This window comes from Devosia sp. MDV22-iso42 (assembly GCF_058629155.1).
Genome location: NZ_JBZVWR010000002.1, coordinates 57758 through 76255, shown reverse-complemented (window position 1 = coordinate 76255; position 18498 = coordinate 57758). Strand labels below are relative to the sequence as shown.

Annotated in this window: 19 protein-coding genes; 5 read left to right on the top strand and 14 right to left on the bottom strand. The window is 63.9% G+C overall.

The window, feature by feature from the left end:
- Positions 1 to 17: 17 nt before the first annotated feature.
- The 12 genes from AC4NN3_RS00910 to phnG form a co-directional block, all read right to left on the bottom strand.
- Positions 18 to 1667 (bottom strand): sensor domain-containing diguanylate cyclase, encoded by a 1650-nt coding sequence (locus AC4NN3_RS00910; RefSeq protein WP_491925266.1) that lies wholly within the window; start codon positions 1665 to 1667, stop codon positions 18 to 20.
- Between the two features lie 126 nt (positions 1668 to 1793).
- Positions 1794 to 3143 carry a phosphonate ABC transporter, permease protein PhnE gene (phnE, locus tag AC4NN3_RS00905; RefSeq protein ID WP_491925265.1) on the bottom strand — a complete coding sequence of 450 codons (1350 nt, stop codon included), beginning with the start codon at positions 3141 to 3143 and terminating at the stop codon, positions 1794 to 1796.
- Positions 3144 to 3151: 8 nt separating this feature from the next.
- Positions 3152 to 4114, bottom strand: coding sequence for a phosphonate ABC transporter, permease protein PhnE (phnE, locus tag AC4NN3_RS00900; RefSeq protein WP_491925264.1), 963 nt, complete (start codon positions 4112 to 4114; stop codon positions 3152 to 3154).
- Positions 4115 to 4270: 156 nt separating this feature from the next.
- Positions 4271 to 5179 (bottom strand): phosphonate ABC transporter substrate-binding protein, encoded by a 909-nt coding sequence (gene phnD / locus AC4NN3_RS00895; protein ID WP_491925263.1) that lies wholly within the window; start codon positions 5177 to 5179, stop codon positions 4271 to 4273.
- Between the two features lie 75 nt (positions 5180 to 5254).
- Positions 5255 to 6064, bottom strand: coding sequence for a phosphonate ABC transporter ATP-binding protein (phnC, locus tag AC4NN3_RS00890; protein ID WP_491925268.1), 810 nt, complete (start codon positions 6062 to 6064; stop codon positions 5255 to 5257).
- Between the two features lie 255 nt (positions 6065 to 6319).
- On the bottom strand, positions 6320 to 6934 hold the full coding sequence (locus AC4NN3_RS00885) for a DapH/DapD/GlmU-related protein (RefSeq protein ID WP_491925262.1): 615 nt from the start codon (positions 6932 to 6934) through the stop codon (positions 6320 to 6322).
- On the bottom strand, positions 6931 to 7635 hold the full coding sequence (gene phnL / locus AC4NN3_RS00880; RefSeq protein WP_491925261.1) for a phosphonate C-P lyase system protein PhnL: 705 nt from the start codon (positions 7633 to 7635) through the stop codon (positions 6931 to 6933). The genes AC4NN3_RS00885 and phnL overlap by 4 nt, the downstream gene beginning before the upstream one ends.
- Positions 7635 to 8411, bottom strand: coding sequence for a phosphonate C-P lyase system protein PhnK (phnK, locus tag AC4NN3_RS00875; RefSeq protein ID WP_491925260.1), 777 nt, complete (start codon positions 8409 to 8411; stop codon positions 7635 to 7637). The genes phnL and phnK overlap by 1 nt, the downstream gene beginning before the upstream one ends.
- Positions 8408 to 9286 carry an alpha-D-ribose 1-methylphosphonate 5-phosphate C-P-lyase PhnJ gene (locus AC4NN3_RS00870; RefSeq protein ID WP_491925259.1) on the bottom strand — a complete coding sequence of 293 codons (879 nt, stop codon included), beginning with the start codon at positions 9284 to 9286 and terminating at the stop codon, positions 8408 to 8410. The genes phnK and AC4NN3_RS00870 overlap by 4 nt, the downstream gene beginning before the upstream one ends.
- Complete coding sequence (locus tag AC4NN3_RS00865) at positions 9283 to 10371, bottom strand: carbon-phosphorus lyase complex subunit (protein WP_491925258.1); 1089 nt, start codon at positions 10369 to 10371, stop codon at positions 9283 to 9285. The genes AC4NN3_RS00870 and AC4NN3_RS00865 overlap by 4 nt, the downstream gene beginning before the upstream one ends.
- Before the next feature lies 1 nt (position 10372).
- The gene (gene phnH, locus AC4NN3_RS00860) at positions 10373 to 10972 is read right to left on the bottom strand and encodes a phosphonate C-P lyase system protein PhnH (protein ID WP_491925257.1); all 600 of its coding nucleotides are present in this window, start codon (positions 10970 to 10972) and stop codon (positions 10373 to 10375) included.
- A gap of 1 nt (position 10973) precedes the next feature.
- Positions 10974 to 11429, bottom strand: a complete 456-nt coding sequence (gene phnG, locus AC4NN3_RS00855; protein ID WP_491925256.1) for a phosphonate C-P lyase system protein PhnG — start codon at positions 11427 to 11429, stop codon at positions 10974 to 10976.
- Between the two features lie 76 nt (positions 11430 to 11505).
- Between phnG and phnF the strand changes: the two genes are divergently transcribed.
- Entirely contained in the window at positions 11506 to 12231 is a 726-nt protein-coding gene (gene phnF / locus AC4NN3_RS00850; RefSeq protein ID WP_491925255.1) for a phosphonate metabolism transcriptional regulator PhnF, read from the top strand.
- Here the strand turns inward: phnF and phnN are convergent.
- A complete protein-coding gene (phnN, locus tag AC4NN3_RS00845; protein WP_491925254.1) occupies positions 12228 to 12791 on the bottom strand; it encodes a phosphonate metabolism protein/1,5-bisphosphokinase (PRPP-forming) PhnN in 564 nt (187 codons plus the stop codon). The genes phnF and phnN overlap by 4 nt on opposite strands.
- Positions 12788 to 13936 carry an alpha-D-ribose 1-methylphosphonate 5-triphosphate diphosphatase gene (locus AC4NN3_RS00840; RefSeq protein ID WP_491925253.1) on the bottom strand — a complete coding sequence of 383 codons (1149 nt, stop codon included), beginning with the start codon at positions 13934 to 13936 and terminating at the stop codon, positions 12788 to 12790. The genes phnN and AC4NN3_RS00840 overlap by 4 nt, the downstream gene beginning before the upstream one ends.
- 203 nt (positions 13937 to 14139) lie before the next feature.
- On the opposite strand from AC4NN3_RS00840, the gene AC4NN3_RS00835 reads away from it, so the two are divergent.
- The 4 genes from AC4NN3_RS00835 (at position 14140) to AC4NN3_RS00820 (ending at position 18492) form a co-directional block, all read left to right on the top strand.
- Positions 14140 to 15480 (top strand): extracellular solute-binding protein, encoded by a 1341-nt coding sequence (locus tag AC4NN3_RS00835; RefSeq protein ID WP_491925252.1) that lies wholly within the window; start codon positions 14140 to 14142, stop codon positions 15478 to 15480.
- A gap of 70 nt (positions 15481 to 15550) precedes the next feature.
- Complete coding sequence (locus AC4NN3_RS00830; protein ID WP_491925251.1) at positions 15551 to 16435, top strand: ABC transporter permease subunit; 885 nt, start codon at positions 15551 to 15553, stop codon at positions 16433 to 16435.
- 9 nt (positions 16436 to 16444) lie between these two features.
- Positions 16445 to 17362 (top strand): ABC transporter permease subunit, encoded by a 918-nt coding sequence (locus tag AC4NN3_RS00825; RefSeq protein WP_491925250.1) that lies wholly within the window; start codon positions 16445 to 16447, stop codon positions 17360 to 17362.
- A gap of 8 nt (positions 17363 to 17370) precedes the next feature.
- Positions 17371 to 18492 carry an ABC transporter ATP-binding protein gene (locus AC4NN3_RS00820; RefSeq protein ID WP_491925249.1) on the top strand — a complete coding sequence of 374 codons (1122 nt, stop codon included), beginning with the start codon at positions 17371 to 17373 and terminating at the stop codon, positions 18490 to 18492.
- Positions 18493 to 18498 lie beyond the last annotated feature (6 nt).

Sequence of the window (18498 nt, the reverse complement as noted above, 5' to 3'; positions counted from 1 at the left end):
TGCGCCAGAACGTCGAATTACCTCTTGCAATGCGGGGGCCATCCACAGAAGACATTGCGCTCGACATCGGCCTTGGCGCGATACATGGCCAGGTCGGCATTGTTGAGCAGGCGCGAACGGTCGCCGCCGTCATCGGGAAAGATGGCCACGCCGATACTGGCACTGGTACTGATCGTCACCTGCCCGGCTGTGATGCGGGCGAATACCGCGGTCTCGATGCGGGCGAGGAAGTCGCGCAGGCTTTCCATGGAGCTGAAGACCTTGAGCGCGGCAAATTCGTCGCCGCCCATGCGCGCCACCGTCTCGCCCTCCTTGAGGCCGGCACTCAGCCGCATGCCCAGCCCCTTGAGCACCTGGTCGCCGGCGGCATGGCCATGGGTGTCGTTGATCTCCTTGAAGCGGTCGAGATCGATGGCGACGACGGCGAAGTTCAGGTCATTGCTGTCGGCCTGTTCGAGCAATAGATCGAGCTCGTCGTTGAAGGCGGCGCGATTGAGGATATTGGTCAGCGAGTCGCGATAGGCGAGCCGGGAGATCTCGGCCTGGGCGCGCTGCTGGTCGGTCACGTCGTCCAGCGTGGTCACCCAGCCGCCGCCCGCAATCGGGCTGTGCAGGAAGCGGATGATGCGCCCGTCATTCATGGTGCGCACATAGTCGAGGCTCTCGCCATCCTGCAGGCGGGCGATCATGGCGCTGATGCGCTGCTCGGCGGCATCCCGGTCCAGTTGCAGGTCGTCGGCGGTGGTCTGCAGGCCCCGCGACAGGTCGCGGAAATGCCAGCCGATCAGCGTCCGGCCATGCATGGCCGGGCCGATCAGTTCGGCGATGCGGGCATTGTGGAACTGCATCAGCCCGGCTTTGTCGAACAGGCACAGGCCCTGCGCCATATGGGTGGTGGCCAGTTCGAGCATAGTGCTGACTGCGGCAAGCCTCGAATTGCTCGCTTCGGTCCGACGCCGGTCGCTACGGTCGATGAGCACGCTGCCCGAGGCGGCGCCCAGCACCAACAGCGAAATCAGCGCCACGCCCACCGACAGCCAGTTACTGTCGATATGGTCTTGAGCCATGAGCGGGAAGCAGCCCGACAGGTCGGCCGCGCCCATGGCAGTGAAATGCATGGCGCAGATGGCCAGGGTCAGCAGCACGGCGCCGAGCAGCAGGCGCTCCTTGTAAGCCGCCAGAAAGGACAGCGCACCCAGCGCCATGCCGGCCAGCACCGACAGCGCCACGAGGCCGGCATTCCAGCCGATCGTGCCGCCCATGACCAGGGCGGCGATGCCGGTAAAGTGCATGCAGGAAATGGCCATGCCGATCACGGCGCCGCCCAGCAGGTAATCGGCCGCGCTGCGGCCCCGCGCCGCCAGGGCGAGCCCCAGGCCGCAAATGGCGATGGCGATCAGCAGCGAGGCGCCGGTCAGCAGCAGGCTGTAGTTCAGCGTGAAGCCCGGCCGCAGCGCCAGCATGCCGATGAAATGGGTGGCCCAGATGCCCAGGCCGACGGCAACGGCAGCCACACCCACCCAGACCCATTGCAGCTTTCCCGCCGAATGGCGGGCATGGCGCAGAAGGCTCATGCAGGCATAGGCCGCGATCAGGCAGACCAAGGCCGCCAGGCCGACAAAGCGCCAATCGTGCTGCTGCAGAAGAAAATCGAGAGGTGAGAGCACGGCTTTGTCCCGGACGAGGATGGCAGCAGCTTAGCCCACCCCGCTTAAGCGCGTGTTGCCGATCAAGGTGTGCAGCAGGTTAATGCGCCATCGTGATCGGGCGCGATCTTGCGCGCCTCGCCGCGATCAATGCCCCTTCGGCCCGATCAGCCGCGAGCGCAAAGCCGCGGAAATGTTGTCGAAAATGAACACCACGATCAGGATCAGCAGCACCATATAGGCCACGTTCTCCCAGTCCTGGTTGGTGCGCATGGCCTCGAGCAGCTTGAGCCCGATGCCGCCGGCGCCCACTGCGCCGATAATGGTGGCGCCACGGATATTGGCCTCCCAGAAATAGAGCGTCTGGGAAATCACCACCGGGGCGATCTGGGGGATCACCCCGAAGCGGTTGACCGATACGGCGCTGGCGCCCACCGAGCGGATGCCTTCGCGCTGCTTGTCGTCGACATTCTCGATGGCTTCCGAATAGAGCTTGCCGAAGGTGCCGGTATCGGTGACGAAAATGGCGGTGATGCCGGCCAGCGGGCCCGGGCCGAAGCCGCGGGTAAACACCAGCGCCCAGATCAGCATGTCGACCGAGCGGGTGAAATCGAAGAAGCGCTTGGTGATCCAGTTGGCCGGTTTGGAATTGGTCACGTTGCGGGCGGCGATGAAGGCCAGCGGGAAGGCCACGAGCGCCGCAAACAGCGTGCCGACAAAGGCCATGACGATGGTCTGCAGCAGCTTGTTGTAGACGTCCCCATGCTGCCATTCCGAATTGGTCAGGAATTCGTTCCAGGCCAGCGACAGGTTGGACTGGTCAGGCTCGATGCGCTGGTCCGAGGTGACTGCAGACCATAGCTCGGGCACGCCCATGCCCCAGAAGGGTGAGGTCGTGTCGAACCAGAAGTTCTCCCAGCCGAGGAAACGGCGGCGCACCAGCACCTGGGTGGCGCGGATTTCGGCGCTGCCGGCAAAGCCATAATCGATGGAGACGCGGCCATTGCGCTCGGTCATGGCTGCAGGCGCATTGGCGGGCAGCAGCGCTGCCTCGCCGGCAAAGGCGATGTCATAGGTCTGGCCGCCCAGCACGGCGACGACGCCAGTGCTGGCGATTTCGAGGCGGTCGGCAGGGTTGCCGAAGGTGACTTCCTCGCGCCCGCCGGGCAGCGTCGTCATCCAGTCCGGATCGGGGTTCTCGCCCAGCGGGGAGAAGCGCTGATGCTCGATCTCGAGGCTCCCATCGGGCTGGAAGCGGTAGCGCGGCTGGGCTTCCCAGCTGATCCAGTCGGCCATATAGACGCTGGCACGTTCCCATTTGCCTTCGCTGAGGGTGCGGCCGATGTCGAAAAACGCCCAGCCATAGACCAGATAGGCCAAGGCCCCAACCAGCAGCATCAGCCCGCCCCAGCGCTTGAACAGGCCGGGCTTGAACACCTCGGGATGGGCGCGGTGCAGGCGGTTGCGTTCGGCTTCGGAAAGGGTGATCGCGGACATGGCGGCTCCTAGGCTCCAAACTGGAAGGCGGCTTTGCCGACCAGGCGCGTGCGCAGCCAGCCCGAGAGCTGGTCGATGGCAAAGATGGTCAGAAACAGCAGGATGACGATGGCATAGGTCTTGGCGGCATGGTCGCGGCCGATCGACTGGCGGAACACCTCGCCGATACCACCGCCGCCGACAGCGCCGATAATGGTGGAGGCGCGCACATTGATCTCGGTGCGCAGCAGGAAATAGGACACGAAATTGGGCATGACCTGGGGCACGATGGCAAAGCGGACGCGCTCGAACCAGTTGGCGCCCACGGCGCGCAGCCCGTCATCGGCCTTCATGTCGGCGTTTTCCACCACCTCGAAGAACATCTTGCCCAGCGCGCCCACGGTATGCACCGAGACGGCAAAGATGGCGGCGATCGGGCCCAGCGACAGCACGGCGGCCAGCATGCCGGCCAGCACGATTTCGGGAAAAGCGCGCATCAGCTCGAACAGGCGCCGGATGATCCAGCGCAAAGGCGCGGCGACGCCCAGATTGGAGGCGGCGACAAAGCAGAACAGGAAGGCGAACAGTCCGCCGATCAGCGTCGACATGAAGGCGATATTGACCGTCACCAGCATTTCGTAAAAGTATTCGGGGACGTAAAGGCTCGTGCCGAACAGGTAGTGGCGGCCAACCTCATAGTCATATTTGAACGAGCCGTCGGCATAGGGCGAGGGCAGGTCGAACATAGCGCGGACGATTTCGAATGGGTCGTCAGGCACGAAATTCTTGATGAAATCAAACAGATACGGCAGCCGGTCGAAGAACTTGCCCGAGCTGGCCTCATTGGCAAACAGCAGCGACAGCACCAGCACGACCAGCAGTCCACCCACCGCCAGCAGACTATAGAGCCGCCGCGTCTGCACCAGATGCCGGTAGTGCCGATAGAGCGTCGTGGTGGCGGGGGAAAGCTCGTGTGGCGCGATGTCGGTCATGGGCGAACTGCTTCCGCTGATGTTTCAGTCGTCTCCCTCCCCCTTGTGGGGAGGGATCAAGGGTGGGGGTATCCATCCGTGCATCCGGTGCGTTGGTCCCTACCCTGGCTCCCTCCCCACAAGGGGGAGGGAGCCCGTCCGGAGCGTGTGGCGAAATCAGCCGCCGATGGTCGCCTTGCGGGCAGCGATGATGGCGTCGTAGAAGGTCGCATCGACCTCGACATAGCCATTGTAGTCGCCGGCCTGGGCGGCGCGGAAGCAGTCGTAATTGGTTTCTGGCAGGGCCTTGAGGAAGGCTTCGATCTTGTCCTTGGCGTCCTGCTCCATGTCCGAGCGCAGCACGATCGGGCCATTCGGGATCAGCGGGGACTTCCACAGCTCGACCATGTCCTCCATGTCGAGCATGCCCTTGTCGACCATCGAGCGGATATTGCCCGAAGTATAGCCCTCGGAGAATTCGCCAACGCCCGAACCCCAGGTCACGCCGGCGTCGAACTGGCCGTCCACGACAGCCAGAACCAGGTTTTCATGGCCGCCGCCGAAACCGGTTTCCGAGAAGTACTCTTCGACAGGCATCTTGATGTCATTGGGCAGAGCCACGACCGGGACGAGATAGCCCGAGGTCGAATCCGGATCGGCAAAGCCGAGCTTCTTGCCCTTCATGTCTTCGAGCGAGGTGATGCCGCTATCCTTGCGGGCCAGCATGATCGAGTAATAGCCGGTGGCGCCATCGGTCTGCTCGGTGGTCAGGATGGGCTCAACGGCGTCCGGATCCTGCAGGTAGATGGCGGCATAGGCGGAAGCGCCGAGCTCGGCATAGTCGAGCGTGCCGCCCAGCAGGCCCTGGATCACGCCATTATAGTCGGCAGCGGGGAACAGCTGCACGTCCGAATAGCCCAGTTCGGCCTTCATCAGGTCAACCAGGCACTGATTGTCGCGCAGGCGGTCGGCTTCGTTTTCGCCGCCGAGCAGGCCGATGCGCAGGACATTGTCCTGGGCGAAGACGCCGGTGGTCAGGGTTGCAACGGCAATGCCGGCAAGCAGGATGGAGCGGATCGCAGTCATGGAAGTCTCCTTTGGTGACGCGGGTAGATCGGCGGCCGGCTTTGCCCCCTGGGCAGTTGCCGTCGCGGAACGGGTTCAGGTGGCTGGAATGGCCACGCTCATACGCGGCGCAATCGGCTCGAGCGCGGTGGAGGTCAGCGCCTCCTGCAGCCCGTCGGCGCCATAGAGCGTGCGGGCCACATCGGTGGTCAGCTCGTCCGGGGTGCCGTCGAACACCACCTTGCCCGCCGCCATGCCGATGATGCGCTCGCAATAGGCGCGGGCGGTGTCGAGCGTGTGCAGGTTGGTGATGACGGTAATGCCTTCCGAATTGATGTCACGCAGGCTGTCCATGACGATCTGGGCATTGCGCGGGTCGAGGCTGGCGATCGGCTCGTCGGCCAGGATCATCTTGGGGCCCTGCATCAGCGCCCGGGCAATCGCCACGCGCTGCTGCTGGCCGCCCGACAGGGTCTGCGCCCATTGCAAAGCCGTCGGCGCGATGTCGAGGCGTTCCAGCGCCTTGAGCGCTTCGAGTTGCTCGGTGGCGGTAAAGATCTGCAGCAGGTTGAGGACCGGGTTACGGCCATTGAGCCGGCCGAGCATGACATTGGTGATGACGTCGAGGCGGGGTACCAGGTTGAACTGCTGGAAGATCATGGCGCAGTCGCGCTGCCAGTTGCGCAAAGCCTGGCCGCGCAGTTCGGAGGTGCGCACGCCATTATATTCAATATAGCCCGACGACACGTCGGCCAGGCGGTTGATCATGCGCAGCAGGGTGGACTTGCCGGCGCCGGAGCGGCCAATGACGCCGACCATCTGACCCTGGGGAATCTCAAGCGTTACGCTGTCGACAGCAAGCTTGTCACCAAATCGTCGCGAAACATTGGAGATCTTCAGCATCAGGCGCCCCACTTCTCGAGTGTGGCAGACCTAGGGCGAGCAGATTACGTGCGCATGTAGATTTGGTGACGGTTACATGACGATGCACAGGCGCGTTTGTGGTAGGTTTGCAGGGTGTCCCAGGCACCTATCCAACTTACCCACCGGCCGTCACCCTCGGGCTTGACCCGAGGGCTCTGCACTTGCGGTGCGCTGGTTAAGTGAAGTGCCCTCGGGTCAAGCCCAAGGGTGACGATCGAGTATGTGGAGAGGTCGCCCCTACCCTTCATATTTCTCCAGAAACGCCTCAATGCCGAGCTTGCGGAAATCGGGCAGCGCCTGGTGCAGCTTGTCGTGGCTCCAGTCCCACCAGGCCATGGCGTCGAGCCGTGAGGCCACGTCATCGGAAAAGCGCTGCCTGATGGTTCGGGCCGGGACGCCCACGGCGATAGCGAAATCGGCGACGTCCTTGGTCACCACCGCATTGGAGCCGATAATGGCGCCATTGCCCACAGTCACGCCGGGCATGATCACCGCGCCATGGCCGATCCAGGTGTCGTGGCCAATGCTGATGGGTGTGCTCTCGCGCCAGTCGAAAAAGCTCTGGTCATCCTCCTCGCCCTCGAAATATTGCGCCGAGCGATAGGTGAAATGGTGCAGCGAGGCGCGGCCCATCGGGTGCATGCTCGCATAGATGCGCACATTGGCCGCGATATTGGAGAACTTGCCGATGCTGGAATAGGCGATCTGGGTGCCGCCCACGCAGTAGGAATAATCGCCCAGGCTCGAATAGGACACGGTGCAGCCGGCGCCCACCTCGGTATAACGGCCCAAAGTGGATTGATGGACCTTGGCGCTGGGGTGGATGGCGGGTTCGAGGCCAAGCTTTTTCATGCGGCAAGCTCCGGGGCAAAAGCGGTGACATCGAGAATGCGGTCGGCGACCTGGCTCCGCACCTCCTCGTCGTGGAAGATGCCGAGCAGGGCCACGCCCTGCGCCTTCTTCTCCCCGATCATGGCGACGACGACAGCGCGGTTGGTGGCGTCGAGCGAGGCGGTCGGCTCGTCGAGCAGCAGCACGGGATGGTCGGTGATGAAGCCGCGCGCAATATTGACGCGCTGCTGTTCGCCGCCCGAAAAGGTCGCCGGCGGCAGGCTCCACAGCCGTTCGGGCAGGTTGAGCCGGGCCAGCAGATGCTTCGCGCGCGCCTGCGCCTCGGCCTTGTCCACGCCGCGGATCACCAGCGGCTCGGCCACCACGTCGAGCGCCGAAACGCGCGGCACGGTGCGCAGGAACTGGCTGACATAGCCGATGGAATCGCGCCGCAGCGTCAGCACGGTACGCGGATCGGCCGTGGCCAGATCGACCGCCTCCCCATGGTGCTGGATGACAATGGACCCGGCATCGACGCCATAATTGCCATAGACCATTTTGAGGATCGAGCTCTTGCCCGCCCCCGACGGCCCGCCCAGCACGACGCATTCGCCGGGCTGAACGTGAAAGTTCACATGTTCCACCACCGGCAGCACGATCCCGTCGCGCAGATGCATGGTGAAGGTCTTGCTGAGATTTTTGACAGTAAGGGCGGTCATCATCACACCTGCAGGATCGAGCTGACGAGCAGCTGGGTATAGGGTTCGCGCGGATCGTCGAGCACGCGGTCGGTGAGCCCCGCCTCGATCACATGGCCATCCTTCATCACCATCATGCGGTGGCTGAGGAGCCGCGCCACGGCCAGGTCATGCGTCACGACGATGGCCGCCAGCCCCAGTTCGCCCACCAGGCCGCGCAAGAGATCGAGCAGGCGCGCCTGTACCGACACATCCAGACCGCCGGTCGGCTCGTCCATGAAGACCAGCCGTGGCCCGGTGACGAGGTTGCGGGCGATCTGCAGGCGCTGCCGCATGCCGCCGGAAAAGCTGCGCGGCTGGTCGTCGATGCGGTCGGCAGCGATTTCCACCCTTCCGAGCCAGTCGAGCGCCGTGGCGCGGATCTGGCCATAGTGGCGGTCGCCCACCGCCATCAGCCGCTCGCCGACATTGGCGCCGGCCGAGACGGTCATGCGCAATCCGTCGGCCGGGTTCTGGTGCACGAAGCCCCAGTCCGTGCGGACGAGAAAGCGCCGCTCGGCCTCGCTGAGGTCATAGATATTGCGCCATGCCCCGTCGCGCATGCGGTAATGCGTCTGGCCGGACGTGGGCTCCAGCGTCGCCGATAGGGAATTGAGCAAGGTGGTCTTGCCCGAGCCGGATTCCCCGACAATGGCCAGCACTTCGCCGGGCCAGAGTTCAAAACTGACATCGGCGCAGCCGAGGCGGGAGCCGTAATATTTGGTGAGATTGTCGACGCGCAGGAGAGGTTCACTGCTCATTCCGCTGCCTCCTGGGCGACACCGAGTGTCCCCACATGTCCCGCCGCGCGGCGTTCCTCGCAATTGTCGGTATCCGAGCACACATACATATGCCCGCCCTGGTCATCGAGAATGACCTCGTCGAGATAGACCTGTTCGGCCCCGCAGAGCGCGCAGGGCTGCTCGAAATGCTGGATGGCGAAGGGATGGTCTTCGAAATCCAGGCTCACCACTTCGGTATGCGGCGGCACGGCATAGATGCGGTGCTCGCGCCCGGCGCCGAACAGCTGCAGCGCCTCTGACATGTGCATTTTGGGATTGTCGAATTTGGGCGTCGGGCTGGGGTCCATGACATAGCGGCCCTCGACCTTGACCGGATAGGCATAGGTGGTGGCGATGCGGCCGTGCCGGGCAATGTCCTCATAGAGCTTGACGTGCATCAGCCCATATTCCTCGAGCGCGTGCATCTTGCGCGTCTCGGTTTCGCGCGGTTCGAGGAAGCGCAAAGGCTCGGGGATCGGCACCTGATAGACTAGGATCTGCCCGGCCCCGAGTTTCTTTTCGGGGATGCGGTGGCGGGTCTGGATGATGGTGGCCTCGGCGGTATGCGTCGTCGTCGCTACCTGCGCCACCTTGGCGAAGAAGGCGCGGATCGAGACCGCATTGGTGGTGTCGTCGGCGCCTTGGTCGATGACCTTGAGCACGTCGTCCGGCCCGATGATCGAGGCCGTCACCTGCACGCCGCCGGTGCCCCAGCCATAGGGCATGGGCATTTCCCGGCTCGAAAACGGCACCTGATAGCCGGGAATGGCAATGGCCTTGAGAATGGCCCTGCGGATCATCCTTTTGGTCTGCTCGTCGAGATAGGCAAAGTTATACTGGGCGGTGGCGGTCATTCCGCGGCCTCCTTGAGTGCGGCGGCTTCATGTTCGGCGCGCATGCGGCGGATCATGTCGAGCTCGGCCTGGAAATCGACGTAATGGGGGAGCTTGAGGTGCTCGACGAAGCCGGTCGCCTGCACATTGTCGCAATGGGCGATGACGAATTCCTCGTCTTGGGCCGGGGCCACCAGGTCCTCGCCGAATTCGCGAGCCCTTAGCGCCCTGTCGACCAGCGACATGGCCATGGCCTTGCGCTCGGCCTGGCCGAAGACCAGGCCATAGCCGCGGGTGAACTGCGGCGCCAGCTTGGCTGAGCCCTTGAACTGGTTGACCATCTGGCATTCGGTGACGCGGATGCGCCCCAGATTGACGGCAAAGCCGAGCTCGGGCACGTCGAACTCGACATCGACCTCGCCGATGCGGATTTCGCCGACAAAGGGATGGCTGCGGCCATAGCCGCGCTGGGTGGAATAGGCCAGAGCCAGCAAAAACCCCTCGTCGCCGCGGGCCAGAGCCTGCAGCCGCAGGTCGCGGTTGAGCGGAAAGTCGAGTGGTTCGCGCGTCAGGTCGCCGACCTCGGCATCGGGATCGGTCTCGCCATCGGGCTCCATCAGCCCCTGGCGACCCAGCAGGTCGGTGACGCGCGGCGCCGCCTCGACCTCGGCTGGCCGGGTCAGCGGCGCCGGCACCGTGCCACCCACCAGCGCGGCATCGAGCAGGCGATGGGTATAGTCGAAGGTCGGACCCAGCAGCTGGCCGCCGGGCAGGTCCTTGAAGGTGGCCGAGATGCGGCGTTCGATCAGCATGGCGCCGGTATCCATGGGCTGGCTATAGCCGAAGCGCGGCAAGGTGGTGCGATAGGCGCGCACCAGGAAGATCGCCTCGATCAGGTCGCCCCGCGCCTGCAGCAGCGCCAAAGCGGCCAGTTCGGTATCGTAGAGCGAGCCTTCGCCCATGGTGCGATCGACGGCCAGCCCGAGCTGCTCGACGATCTGGTCGAGCCGCAATCCGGGCACCGAGCGGTCGCCGCGGCGCCGGTCGGCCAGCAGAGCATGGGCATTGGCAATGGCGGCTTCACCGCCCTTGACGGCTACATACATGTCAGTGTCCTTCCGAAATGCGCGTCGAGCGCGGCAGACCCATGACCTGGCCCTCGGCGACCAGCAGCAGGTCGACGCCGCGCGGAAACAGCGCGCGGTTGGCCGCCCATTGCGCGATGAAATCCGCGGGCAGGCCCTTTGGGCTAATATGGAGGTGGTCCTTGATGCCCGGCCCGCGCAGGCTGAGCACCGCGCCGCCGCTCAGCGCGGGCACGGCCAGCACCACTGTGGTCGAGCGGTCGGGATATTCCTGGGTGCCCAGGTTGAACTGGTTCAATTCTGGCAGCTGCCCTGCCCCGCTGGCCACGGCAAAGGTCGCTTTTTCCGGCGCCTCAACCAGCGGCGCCCCGCTGTGAAAGCCCAGCCATGTTCCGATAGTACCATCGCCGCGCAGGCCCGCGTCCAACCAGACGGGGGTGTCATGATCTGAAAGGGTCAGCAGGATGCTAACCAATTCGGGGGAAAGGCTATGCGAGATCGACTGGGGTGTGACGAGGTTTTTCAGCGTGCCGGGATGGGCCAGCGCATCCATGATGGCGCGAAAACTGGTCTGGCTGTGCAGCACCGGATCGGCGAAACCGCCCTCAAGAAGACTATCCATCTCAGTTATCCCCGCGCACCATGGTGAAGAAATCGACCCGGGTGGCCGCCGTCTCGTCGCGGCGTTTCTGGTCGCCGCGTTGCGCCAAAGCCGCCAGAGGCGCGACGATCTCGGCCTCCACTGCGTCCGGCGCGCGCTGGAACAGCGCGTCGATCACCGCGATGACCTCGGCCTTGGCCAGGTCCCGGCCGAGGCAATACCCATGCCCCACCTGCCCGCTTACAATGCGCACGCTGGCGCGGCTGACCGAGGCTTCACCCATATTGAAGGGCGCGCCGCCACCGCCGGCCCGGCCGCGCACCATGACGAGGCCCACTTCGGGGCCACGGATGCGGGTAAAGTCCGGCTTGTCGGCCCAGGCGTCCCAGACGGCGGCCAGTTCGCGCGCCGGCGCGGCCGCCAGCACGTCCAGCGCCGCCTTGCGGCGATTGTGTTCGATGGGTTCTGCATGCTGCATGCTTGCCTCTATTTGTCTAATGGATTAGACAACTAATCTCACTATTTTGGTCTTAGGCTTTCCATGTGACTTTGCAATGACAAAAAACCGGGATGAACTGGGCGGGGTCGCTCTGTGGCGCCGCATCGCCGATGCCATTCGCCTCGATATCATCGGCGGCAAGCTTGCCAGCGGTGACAGGCTTCCCACCGAAGCCGTTCTGGCGACACGCTTTTCCGCCAATCGCCATACGGTGAGGCGGGCGCTGGCCGTGCTGGCCGAAGAGGGGGTGGTGGGGGCCGAACAGGGGCGCGGCACCTTTGTCCGCAGCGCCAGGCGGCTGAGCTATCCGATCGGCCGGCGCACCCGCTTTTCCGAGGGCCTGGCCGGCCAGGCGCGCAGCATCAGCGGCCGCCATCTGGGCCACAAAATCGAAAATGCCAATGCCACCATAGCCCAGGCGCTGGGCATCAAGCCGGGCGCCAAGGTGGTGCGCATCGAGGGCCTGTCATCGGCCGATGGCATACCGCTGTCGCGCGCCACCACCTGGCTGGCCTATCGACAGTTTCCCGATGTGGCGCAGCGCATCATCGAAAAAGGGTCGTTCACGGCCGTCTTTGCCAGCTATGGCCTAACCGATTATGCGCGCGCCACCACGCGCATCTCGGCCCGCCATGCCGATGCCGAGGAAACCCAGCTGCTGGGCCTGTCGGCCGGGGCGATCCTGCTGGTCTCGGAAGCCATCGACGAGGATGGCGCGGGCAACCCCATCTCCTACGCCCTCAGCCGGTTTCCGGCCGAACGGATGGAACTGGTGGTCTAGGCGCGCTGCGTCTGGTGGATGAGGTCCTGCAACAACTGCACAAATTGCTCGCCCGCCGCTTCCAGCGCGCCGGAATTGTCGATGCGCAGCGTGCTGGCCGGCAGGCGGTCGGCAACCTGGCGCTGGATACGCTGCTGGATCGATTCCGCCGTTTCACGGCCCCGTCCCGCCAGCCGACGCGCGATGACGTCGCGGTCGGCCGATACCGCCACGACCACGGCATCGGGATAGCGCGCGACCAGCGCCGCGATCATGGCGCGCGACAGATTGGCCACCACCACCCTGCCCGCGCGCAGGTCGTCTTCGAGCGAAATGGGCAGGCCATAGCGCAGGCCGTGCGCCTCCCAGGTCAGGGCAAAGGCGCCGTCCTGCTCGGCCTGGGCAAAGCTGGCCTCGTCCATGCTGTCATGGTCTTCGCTGCCGCCATCGGCCAGCCGCGTCACCACGCGACGCACGACATGGATCAGCCCGGTGGGCTCAAGCCGCGCGCGGGCAAAGCCGATCAGGCTGTCCTTGCCGGCGCCACTGGGCCCGACCACGGCGACAAAATTGCCCTTCATATGACGCGGCGACCTTCCCGATAGACGGTAAGGACGATGGGAATACCGTCCTCGATGCGCAGATGCACGAAATCGGCGCGCTTGCCCACGGCAATCTCGCCGCGGTCCTGGAAACCGCCGGCCTCGGCCGGGCGTTTGGTCACCAGCTGCACGGCCTTGGGCAGACTTATCCCCTCCACATTGTCGGCGAGCGAAAATGCCGATTGCAGCATGGAGAAGGGAATGTAGTCGGACGACAGAATATCGAGCAGATCGGCCTCGGCCAGAACCCGCGCCGAGACATTGCCGGAATGCGAACCACCGCGCACCACATTGGGGCCGCCCATCAGAATGGCCATGCCGGCCTGGCGCGAGGCGCGGGCGGCTTCCAGCGTGGTGGGGAATTCGGCAATGTGCAGGCCCAGATCGACCGCCTCCTCGACATGGGCGCGGGTGGCGTCGTCATGGCTGGCCAGCACGATACCCTTGTCATGGCAGATATCGGCAATGGCGCGGCGGAACGGGCCGGCATGGGCCTGGGACTGGCGGTTGCGGCGCTCGGAGAACTCGTCGAGCTGGGCGTCGCTCATCTTGGTCTTGCCCTGGTAATAGGCCTTGTAGGCGTCGAGGCTGGCGAACTGGCGCTGGCCGGGAGCGTGGTCCATCAGCGAGGCCAGGCGCACCTGCGGATCGTCGATGATGGCGAGGAAGCTTTCGAGACAATCGGGGGCCGAGACCTCGCAGCGCAGGTGGATGAAGTGTTCCGCCCGCAGCCTTCCGGCTTCGTTGCCGGCGCGGATGGCGCCGGCCAGGGTGCGCATGTCCTCGGCGCCGATATCGGTCTGTTCGTCGAGCCCGATGCGGATGGCGTCGAGCACGGTGGTAATGCCCGAAGCGGCGACCTGGGCGTCATGCGCCTGCACGGCGGCCACCGGGTTCCAGCGCACCTTGGGGCGCGGCGCATAATGGGTCTCGAGGTGGTCGGTATGCAGCTCGACCAGGCCCGGGATCAGGTAATCCCCGTCCAGGTCGGTGCCGGTCCGGCTGGGCGTGCCGATATCGGTGATGACGCCGCCGTCCACGCGCACGGAGCCCTCCAGCACCTCACTGGCCAAGACGATCCGGGCATTGGTGAGGACGAGGTCTCCGAGGGCGACACTGTTCATGGCAGCTCATTTCTGGGTTTCTATCGGGGCGATGCGCCCCTGCGCTAGCGCAAGATGATGACAGTTTGGCGACTGAGGCACGTTCATCGACTCGTCATGCAACTGTCGGTGAACAGTCACCAATCCGCAAGGGAACCGTCAAACAGGGGTTCTAGGAGTCCGCCCGCCAACCCTTGGCACAAGCTTTCCCGGAGACGTTCCAAATGACACGCAACACGCTGCTCGGTGCAGCCTCCACCCTCGCCGTTATCGCGCTGACCGCCTCCCCCGTCATGGCTCAGACCAAGTTCGAGTTCTGGTATGGCTTGTCGGGCGACCTGAGCGACCGCATCCAGGACATGTGCAAGACCTTCAACGAGTCGCAGGCCGACTACGAGATCGTCTGCATCAGCCAGAATGACTACGACACCAACCTGCAGAACACGATTGCCGCGTTCCGCGCCAACAAGCAGCCCACCGTCACGCAGATCTTCGACGCCGGCACGCTCGACCTGATGCTGAGCCAGGCCTATCTGCCGATCGGTCAGCTGATGACCGAAAACGGCTTCGACATCGACTGGTCGAACTATTTCTCCGGCATCGCTTCCTATTATTCGACCTCGAAGGGCGAACTGCTGTCGATGCCGTTCAACTCCTCGACGGCGATGATCTATTACAACACCGACGCCCTGGCCAAGGTCGGCTTTGACGGCCTGCCCACCACCTGGACCGAAGTCGAAGACGTCGCCCGCAAGATGAAGGAAGCCGGCTACGAATGCCCCGTGGCATTTGACCCAGCCGGTGCCTGGCAGTGGTTCGAGCAGTTCTCGGCCATCCACAACCAGCCCATCGCCACCAAGGGCAATGGCTTTGGCGGCCTCGACGCCGAAATGGTTGTCAGCAAGGGCCTGTTCGTGGACCAGCTGACCTGGTTCAAGGCCATGTATGACGAAGGCCTGTTTGTCCATAAGGGCAAGGATGTCGGCGAAGGCGATCTGGACTCGTTTGCCAATGGCAATTGCCAGATTTTCTCGGGCTCGATCGCCAGCCATGGCAGCGTTATTGCCAAGGCCGTCGATGGCCTGAACTGGGACGTCGCCATGCTGCCCATGCTCGAAGGCCATGAGCGCACCAATAGCCTCGTCGGCGGCGCCTCGCTGTGGACCCTCAAGGGCAAGTCGGAAGAAGAATACAAGGGCGCGGCCGCGTTCTACAACTTCCTGGCCACCCCTGAGCAGACCGAATGGTGGTCGACCGTGACCGGTTATATCCCCGTCACCAATACCGGCTTTGAAGCCATGACCGCCAAGGGCTTCTACAACGAAGCTCCCTACAAGGGCCGCGAAAAGGCCATTGAAAGCCTGACCTTCACCCCGCCGACCGAAAACACCCGCGGCATCCGCCTGGGCAATTACGCCTCGATCCGCGCCGAAATGGTCAAGACCATGCAGGACGTGATGTTCAACAACACCCCGGTCCAGACTGCGCTGGAAAGCTTCGATGCCAAGGGTAACGAGATCCTGCGCCGCTTCCAGGCCACCTACAAGGATGCCGTTCTCCCCTGATCGGCTTAATCGCGGGTGCGGGCGGCATGGTCGCCCGCACCCATTCTCTTGGCTCTAAAGCGGGTGCCCCATGGAACGTCGCGCATTTTTCAACAATGGCTCCCTGCCCTGGCTGCTGATCGGGCCGCAATTGCTGCTGGTCATGGTGTTTTTCTACTGGCCCACCACGCAGGCGCTCTACTGGGCGTTCACGCTCGAACAGCCCTGGGGTGGCGGCAATAGCTGGGTCGGCTGGGACAATTTTCTCAACATCTTCCGCGACAGCGACTACTGGAGCACCGTGGCCCGCAGCGCGTTCTACGCCAGCTGCACCACCATCCTGTCGATGGCCATGGCGCTGACCCTGGCGGTATTCGTCGATCGCTCGCTCAAGGGCACGCGACTGTTCCAGTCGGTCTTTGTCTGGCCCTATGCCATTGCCGCACCGGCTGCCGGCGTGGCCTTCCGCTTCATCTTTGCCCCCGAGGCCGGTCTCGTCGGCGCCATCAACGACGTTTTTCCCGGCATCTGGAACCCGGCCATCAATGGCTTCCAGGCGCTGGCCATGATCATCGTCTGCCATTCCTGGCTGGGCATCGGCTACAACTTTATCTTCTTCCTCGCCGCCCTGCAGATGATCCCGCGCTCGATTTCCGAGGCCGGGGCCATGGATGGCGCGCGACCCTTCACCCGCATGATCGATCTGCAATTGCCGCTGATCGCGCCGACCGCCTTTTTCCTGCTCATCATCAACCTGATTTCGAGCTTCACCGACAGCTTCGGCCTGATCGACACCATGACCGAAGGCGGCCCGTTCGGGAGCACCGAGGTCATGGTCTACAAGATCTATTTCGACGGCTTCAAGGGGCTCGATTACTCCGGCGCCGCCGCTCAGTCGATCGTGCTCATGCTGCTCGTCATCTCGCTCACTTTCGTCCAGTTCAAATGGGTCGAAAAGCGCATCCACTATACCTGAGGACCGGTCATGATCGAACGTTCGCCTTTCTTCGACTTCGTTACCTATGCGGTGATGGTGTTCGGCATGTTCTTCGTGCTGGTGCCGTTCTGGATCACCTTCGTGGCCGGCTCGCAGTCGCTGCAGGAAGTCAGCCAGGTGCCGATTTCGCTGCTGCCCTCGAGCCATCTGCTCGACAACCTGCAGGCTGCCTGGGCGCGGGCCGATCTCGGCCCCAAAATGCTCAACAGTTTCATCGTGGCGGTCGGGGTTACCACCGGCAAGATCATCCTGGCGGCCCTGTCGGCCTTTGCCATCGTGTTCTTCAACTTCCGGGGCCGGATGATCTGCTTCTGGCTGATCTTTGCCACGCTGATGCTGCCGCTCGAAGTGCGTATCGTGCCGACCTATGCCATCGCCGCCAATGCCCTGCAGCCCTTCCAGTTCATCCTTGATACCTTTGGGCTGACCGGGCTGGTCGAAACCCTTTCGGGCATCCGCATCGGGCTCGAATGGAACCTGCTCAACTCCTATCCCGGGCTGATCCTGCCGCTGGTGGCCACCGCCACCGGTACCTTCCTCTACCGCCAGTTCTTCATGACCATTCCCGATGAGCTGGTCGAAGCCTCCAAGATGGATGGCGCCGGGCCGATGCGCTTCTTTTTTGAGGTGCTGATCCCGCTCAGCCGCACCAATATGCTGGCGCTGGCCACCATCATGTTCGTCTCGAGCTGGAACCAGTATCTGTGGCCACTGCTGATCACCACCGACCGGGCCAATTTCGGCACCGTGGTGATGCAGCTCAAGGCCCTTATCCCCGATCCCAATGGCACGCCCGACTGGAACGTCACCATGGCGGGCGCCCTCATCATCATGCTGCCGCCTTTGCTGGTCGTAGCCTTCATGCAGCGCTGGTTCGTGCGCGGCCTCATCTCCAACGACAAGTGAGACAATCCATGTCAGCCATCAGCATTTCAGGCGTCAAGAAGCGCTATGCCAAGAGCAAGGCCCATGTCATCCATGGCGTGGATGTCGAGATCGAAGCCGGCGAATTCGTCGTCATCCTGGGGCCCTCGGGCTGCGGCAAGTCCACCCTGCTGCGCATGATTGCCGGGCTCGAAGAGATCAGCGAAGGCGAGATCGCCATTGGCGGCGCCGTGGTCAACAAGCTCGAGCCGCGCGAGCGCGGCTGCGCCATGGTGTTCCAGAACTATGCGCTTTATCCGCATATGACGGTGCGCCAGAATGTCGGCTATGCCCTCAAGGTGGCCGGCATGAAAAAGGCCGAGCGCGAAATCAAGGTGATGAAGGTCGCCACCTCCGTCGGCCTCGAGCCCTATCTCGACCGCAAGCCGGGCGAGCTCTCGGGCGGCCAGCGCCAGCGCGTCGCCATGGCCCGCGCCATGGTGCGCGAGCCCAAGGTCTTCCTGTTCGACGAGCCCTTCTCCAACCTCGACGCCAAGCTGCGCGTGGCCATGCGCGCCGAAGTGAGGGGCCTGCATCGCAGCCTCGGCGTCACCTCCGTTTTCGTGACCCATGACCAGACCGAGGCGATGACCCTGGCCGACCGGCTGATCATCATGAACCAGGGCGTGGTGGAGCAGGTGGGCCGGCCCAGCGAGGTCTATCACCGCCCCGCCAGCCTGTTCGTCGCCGACTTCATCGGCTCGCCGGCGATGAACCTGATCCGCGGCTTTTTCAGCGATGACGGCTATTTCCGCCATGGCCAGGGCGGCATGATCCATCTGCCAAGCCTCTCGTCGGGCCTCGCCAGCCAGGAAGTCTCGCTGGGCGTGCGCCCCGAACTGGTACGTCGTGTTCCCGCCGGCACCAAGGGCGCGATTGCCGCCGTTGTCGATTACACCGAAGAGCTAGGCGCTGCCCGGCTGGTCTATGCCAATGCCGATGGCAGCCGCATCATTGCCATCGACACCGGCAATGACGCGCTGGGCACCGGCCTGCCGATCCACCTGAGCTTCGAAGCCGTCGACACGCATGTGTTCAGCCACGATACCGGCCGCCGCGTCGATCTTGGCGCCGCCAATACGTCTGCCACCAATGCCCGCATCAACGCCTGATCTGGA

Excerpts from the sequence above, each read along its gene's own strand:
- AC4NN3_RS00885 (WP_491925262.1), bottom strand. The coding sequence starts at position 6,934 with ATGAAAAAGCTTGGCCTCGAACCCGCCATCCACCCCAGCGCCAAGGTC.
- phnK (WP_491925260.1), bottom strand. The coding sequence starts at position 8,411 with ATGAGCAGTGAACCTCTCCTGCGCGTCGACAATCTCACCAAATATTAC.
- AC4NN3_RS00830 (WP_491925251.1), top strand. The coding sequence starts at position 15,551 with ATGGAACGTCGCGCATTTTTCAACAATGGCTCCCTGCCCTGGCTGCTG.
- AC4NN3_RS00840 (WP_491925253.1), bottom strand. The coding sequence starts at position 13,936 with ATGAACAGTGTCGCCCTCGGAGACCTCGTCCTCACCAATGCCCGGATC.
- AC4NN3_RS00870 (WP_491925259.1), bottom strand. The coding sequence starts at position 9,286 with ATGACCGCCACCGCCCAGTATAACTTTGCCTATCTCGACGAGCAGACC.
- phnG (WP_491925256.1), bottom strand. The coding sequence starts at position 11,429 with ATGCAGCATGCAGAACCCATCGAACACAATCGCCGCAAGGCGGCGCTG.
- AC4NN3_RS00865 (WP_491925258.1), bottom strand. The coding sequence starts at position 10,371 with ATGTATGTAGCCGTCAAGGGCGGTGAAGCCGCCATTGCCAATGCCCAT.
- phnD (WP_491925263.1), bottom strand. The coding sequence starts at position 5,179 with ATGACTGCGATCCGCTCCATCCTGCTTGCCGGCATTGCCGTTGCAACC.
- phnN (WP_491925254.1), bottom strand. The coding sequence starts at position 12,791 with ATGAAGGGCAATTTTGTCGCCGTGGTCGGGCCCAGTGGCGCCGGCAAG.
- AC4NN3_RS00820 (WP_491925249.1), top strand. The coding sequence starts at position 17,371 with ATGTCAGCCATCAGCATTTCAGGCGTCAAGAAGCGCTATGCCAAGAGC.
- phnL (WP_491925261.1), bottom strand. The coding sequence starts at position 7,635 with ATGATGACCGCCCTTACTGTCAAAAATCTCAGCAAGACCTTCACCATG.
- phnE (WP_491925264.1), bottom strand. The coding sequence starts at position 4,114 with ATGACCGACATCGCGCCACACGAGCTTTCCCCCGCCACCACGACGCTC.
- phnH (WP_491925257.1), bottom strand. The coding sequence starts at position 10,972 with ATGGATAGTCTTCTTGAGGGCGGTTTCGCCGATCCGGTGCTGCACAGC.
- phnF (WP_491925255.1), top strand. The coding sequence starts at position 11,506 with ATGACAAAAAACCGGGATGAACTGGGCGGGGTCGCTCTGTGGCGCCGC.
- phnE (WP_491925265.1), bottom strand. The coding sequence starts at position 3,143 with ATGTCCGCGATCACCCTTTCCGAAGCCGAACGCAACCGCCTGCACCGC.
- AC4NN3_RS00825 (WP_491925250.1), top strand. The coding sequence starts at position 16,445 with ATGATCGAACGTTCGCCTTTCTTCGACTTCGTTACCTATGCGGTGATG.
- AC4NN3_RS00835 (WP_491925252.1), top strand. The coding sequence starts at position 14,140 with ATGACACGCAACACGCTGCTCGGTGCAGCCTCCACCCTCGCCGTTATC.